A 4473-nucleotide genomic window follows, 5' to 3' on the forward strand; every position below is an offset into this window, starting at 1 on the left:
TCCATCAGCTCGATCTCGGACTGCTGGCTGGCCAGCACCGAGTTCGCGAACGGCACGATCACCGAGTTGGTGCTGCGCTCCAGCACCGACTCCGCCATCTCCAGCGCGCCCTTGTGGTGCGCGATCATCAGCGTCAAGAACAGGCGCTCGGCCTCGACGCCGCTGGCCGCCTGCAGCTCGGCGAGCTGCTCCGACGTCGCCATGCCGGGCATCGGACCGCCGGGAACGTGGTCGGTGCTCGCCGCATCCGTGCCGCCGTGCACGTGCCCGGCGGTGCCGTTCAGCGCGGGGCGCGTCATCCACGTCATCGACGGCTCCGAGCCGAACTGGCCGAGGCCCCACTCACTCAGCCAGCCGTACAGCTGGCCGGACTGCTGCCCCTGCGTGGTCGCGATGTCGTAGCCGAGCAGTCGGGTCGCCGGGTCGTCGGTGCGGTCGCGGATGATCATCGCCATCTCGACGCCCTGCACGTGGTGCGCCTGCATGTCGCGGGCGAAGCCGGCCTCCGCGCTGGTGTCTCCCGGGGTCGCCCCGATGGTGCTCAGGCGGCCGATCGAGAACGACACGAGAGCGACGACGACGAGCGCCACCACCGCGATGATGGCGACGACGGCACGGCCGGCCAGGCGGGGGCGGGCGGGTGCCGCGGGCTCGCCGGTCTCGAGCGAAGCCTCAGTCAGGACATCCGCCAACTAGGACACCTTGCCGTCGGCGTCGAGGGCGCCGGAGCAGAGGGCGCCGGGCTCGGGCACGAACTGGCTCTTCCAGTACTCCTCGAGGAACTCGCCGATGCGCTCGTCATCGACCGAGTCGACCTGGAGCTGGGAGTTCCAGCCGCTCAGCACGATCTGCGAGGGCAGGTCTTCCTTCGGGGAGAGGATGATGTAGCTGCCGGGCAGCTTGAGCTTCAGTGCCTTCAGCTGCTCGTCGGAGAGGGAGGGGTCATAGGTGACCCAGACCGCGCCGTGCTCGAGCGAGTGCACCGCGTTCTCGTTGGGGACGGGCTTCTCGTAGACGCCGCAGTTGAGCCACATCTGGTTGTGCTCGCCACCGGCCGGCGGGTTCTGCGGGTAGTCGACGGTTCCCTCGACGTGGCCGGCGCCGTTGTTAAACGTCTCGACGCCATTGATCTTCGCGCCATCGCTGCCGGCGGTGTAGCTGGCGCGCTGCGGGGTCAACACCACGGCGGAGACGACGAGGGCGACCACGACGACGGCGCCGGCGACGGCCGACCAGATGCCGATGGTGCGGTTGCGGCGGGCGCGGGCCTCGCGCTTGCGGTACTCCTCGAGCTTGTGGGCACGTGCCGCTGCACGCTGCTCCTTGACGCTGAGCGCCTTCGCCTGCGCCTTGGCGGCAGGGGGAACGGGCGGGGTCGGGGAAGAAGACATTCTCGGCCTCTCGAAAGCTGAGTGCGGGTGGGTGCAAAGGACCTGAGCGGGGCGCAGCCTCTGCCCCGAACCATACGAATGTATCGGGAATCGCTGGACAGGCGCTGAATGGACGGGCGGATGCCGCAGCGCGGCACGACCGGGCCGCGACGAATCCGCACCGAATCCGCGACGTCACGTGACGCCGAAAGCGTGACAGCGGGCGAACGCTGGCCTACAGTGATGCCGTGTCCACTGTGAAGTCCTGTTGTCGTTGTCGCTGATCGACGCGCCCACAACCAGACTCACCCTCGTGCGCGGCAGCACTCCCACAGCCTGAGACCTCTGAGTGAGGCCCGCGCGCAGTGGTGCCGCGACATCCGTCATTCGATGACAGCTCGTGAAGGACACAGCCATGACGCACCCCACACGCACCCACGCAGACATGACGTACGCGGATTCCGTCGTTGAGCTAATCGGCGACACCCCGCTGGTCAGGCTCCACCACGTGACCGACGGGCTCGCCGCCACCGTTCTGGTCAAGCTCGAGTACCTGAACCCGGGCGGCTCGGCGAAGGACCGCATCGCCGAGCGCATCATCGACGCCGCCGAGCAGGCGGGGCAGCTGGAGCCAGGCGGCACGATCGTCGAGCCGACCAGCGGCAACACCGGCGTCGGCCTCTCCCTCGTCGCCCTGCAGCGCGGCTACCGCAGCATCTTCGTCGTGCCGGACAAGGTCGGCCAGGACAAGATCGACGTGCTCACCGCCTACGGCGCCGAGGTGGTCGTGACGCCGACCGCCGTCGCCCCGGACAGCCCGGAGTCCTATTACGGCGTCGCCGACCGGCTGGTGCGCGAGACGCCAGGCGCGTTCAAGCCCGACCAGTTCTCGAACCAGAACGGGCCGCGCAGCCACTACGAGAGCACCGGGCCCGAGATCTGGCGCGACACCGCCGGCCGCGTCACGCACTTCGTCGCCGGGGTCGGCACGGGCGGCACCATCACCGGCACCGGGCGGTATCTGCGCGAGGTCTCCGGCGACACGGTGCGCATCATCGGCGCCGACCCGGAGGGCTCGGTGTACTCCGGCGGCACCGGGCGGCCGTACCTGGTCGAAGGCGTCGGCGAGGACTTCTGGCCGGGCGTCTACGACCCCACCGTGCCGCACGAGGTGCTCGCCGTCAGCGACGCCGACGCCTTCGCGATGACCAGGCGGCTGGCGCGGGAAGAAGGGATCCTGGTCGGCGGCTCCAGCGGCATGGCCGTCGTCGCCGCGCTGCGCGCCGCCGCGACGCTCGGGCCGGACGCCGTCGTGGTGGTGCTGCTGCCGGACGGCGGGCGCGGCTACCTCGGCAAGATCTTCAACGACGACTGGATGCGGCACCACGGGTTCAGTGCGGCCGAGGCCGGCGACACCGTGGCGCGACTGCTGGCCCTGCAGGGCGAGCGGATGCCGGCGCTTCCCCACGTGCGCCCGGGCGACTCCGTGCGCGACGCCATCGCGCAGATGGCGGCATCCGGGCTGTCGCACCTGCTCGTGCTCAGCGCCGAACCGCCGGTCGCGCTCGGCGAGGTGCTCGGCGCGATCGACGAGGAGCGGCTGCTCGAACGGCTCTCCTCCGGGCAGGCAGGGCCCGCCGACCCGGTCGGGCCGCTCGCCGGCGCGCAGGTGCCGCTGATCGGCATGCACGAGCCCATCGCCGCAGCACAGGCTGCACTCGGCAGTGCGCCCGCGCTGCTGGTGGCCGACGGCGGCAAGGCGCGCGGCGTCATCACCCGGCACGACCTGCTGCGCTACCTCGGCAACGAGAACCCCGGCCCCGCCCCGCGGCATCCGAACCCCACACGCGACGCACACAGAGAGAAGCACTGATGACCAACTCCGAGACCCCCGCCGGTGCCCCCGCCGACGGCTTCGCCACCCGCGCCATCCACGCCGGTCAGCACTTCGACCCGACGACGGGCGCCGTGATCCCGCCGATCTACCAGAGCTCGACCTTCGTGCAAGACGGCATCGGCGGGCTGCGCGGCGGCTACGAGTACTCCCGCGGCGGCAACCCGACGCGCACCGCGCTGGAGACCCAGCTCGCCGCGCTCGAGGGCGGCGCCCACGGGCTCTCCTTCGCGAGCGGCCTCGCCGCCGAGGACGCCCTGCTGCGCGCCGTGCTGAGCCCCGGCGACCACGTCGTGCTCGGCAACGACGCGTACGGCGGAACCTACCGCCTGATCAACCGGGTGCACGGGGCCTGGGGCATCCGCAACACCCCCGTCGACCTCGGCGACCTCGCCGCGGTCGAAGCGGCGCTCCTGCCCGCCACCCGGGTGCTGTGGATCGAGACGCCGAGCAACCCGCTGATGGCGGTCAGCGACATCGCGGCGCTCGCCGAGCTCGGCCACCGGCGCGGCCTGCTCGTCGTCGTCGACAACACCTTCGCCTCGCCGGCGCTGCAGCAGCCGCTGGCGCTGGGGGCGGACGTCGTCGTGCACTCGACCACCAAGTACCTGGGTGGACACTCCGACGTGATCGGCGGCGCCGTCATACTGAACGACGACGAGCTGCACGAGAAGGTCCGCTTCCTGCAGTTCGCGGCCGGCGCGGTCTCCGCCCCGATGGACGCTTTCCTCACCGCCCGCGGCATCAAGACCCTCGACGTGCGGATGCAGCGGCACAGCGCCAACGCCCAGGCCATCGCCGAGCGGCTGCACGCCCACCCCGCCGTGGAACGGGTCTACTACCCGGGGCTGCCCACGCATCCCGGCCATGAGCTGGCCGCCCGGCAGATGTCGGCCTTCGGCGGCATGATCGCGCTGGCGCTTCGCGGGGGAGAGGCGGCGGCCCGCCGCTTCGCCGAGTCGATGCGGCTGTTCCAGCTGGCGGAGTCGCTCGGCGGCGTCGAGTCGCTGGTGAACTACCCGAGCGCGATGACGCACGCGTCCGTGCGCGGCACCGAGCTCGAGGTGGCGCCGAACATCGTGCGGCTCTCCGTCGGCATCGAGGACGTCGCCGACCTGCTCGCCGACCTCGAGCAGGCGCTCGCCGCGCTGTAGCCGACGGGCGCCGGGGGTGGCGGCCGTCGGTGGCCCGGAGTAGAACTGAGCCATG

4 protein-coding genes are annotated in these 4473 nt (G+C 71.4%); 2 read left to right on the top strand and 2 right to left on the bottom strand.

Features of this window, described 5'->3' with window-relative positions; translation table 11 throughout:
• Positions 1–692: DUF305 domain-containing protein (locus GY24_RS17070; RefSeq protein WP_233279443.1), on the bottom strand; the 692-nt coding region annotated here is incomplete at its 3' end.
• Positions 693–1391, bottom strand: coding sequence for a DUF3105 domain-containing protein (locus GY24_RS17075; RefSeq protein ID WP_104477804.1), 699 nt, complete (start codon positions 1389–1391; stop codon positions 693–695). It abuts the gene before it with no gap.
• Positions 1392–1815: 424 nt separating this feature from the next.
• On the opposite strand from GY24_RS17075, the gene GY24_RS17080 reads away from it, so the two are divergent.
• Together GY24_RS17080 and GY24_RS17085 are read left to right on the top strand one after the other, a co-directional pair.
• Positions 1816–3243 carry a cystathionine beta-synthase gene (locus GY24_RS17080; protein ID WP_104477810.1) on the top strand — a complete coding sequence of 476 codons (1428 nt, stop codon included), beginning with the start codon at positions 1816–1818 and terminating at the stop codon, positions 3241–3243.
• The gene (locus GY24_RS17085; RefSeq protein ID WP_104477806.1) at positions 3243–4418 is read left to right on the top strand and encodes a cystathionine gamma-synthase; all 1176 of its coding nucleotides are present in this window, start codon (positions 3243–3245) and stop codon (positions 4416–4418) included. Before GY24_RS17080 ends, GY24_RS17085 begins: the two co-directional genes overlap by 1 nt.
• Positions 4419–4473: the final 55 nt, after the last annotated feature.

It is taken from the genome of Microterricola pindariensis, from assembly GCF_002936985.1.
GTDB lineage: Bacteria > Actinomycetota > Actinomycetes > Actinomycetales > Microbacteriaceae > Microterricola > Microterricola pindariensis.

What these genes read in the sequence shown, in the direction of transcription:
- GY24_RS17075 (WP_104477804.1), bottom strand. Translation starts at nt 1,391, where the DNA reads ATGTCTTCTTCCCCGACCCCGCCCGTTCCCCCTGCCGCCAAGGCGCAG.
- GY24_RS17080 (WP_104477810.1), top strand. Translation starts at nt 1,816, where the DNA reads ATGACGTACGCGGATTCCGTCGTTGAGCTAATCGGCGACACCCCGCTG.
- GY24_RS17085 (WP_104477806.1), top strand. Translation starts at nt 3,243, where the DNA reads ATGACCAACTCCGAGACCCCCGCCGGTGCCCCCGCCGACGGCTTCGCC.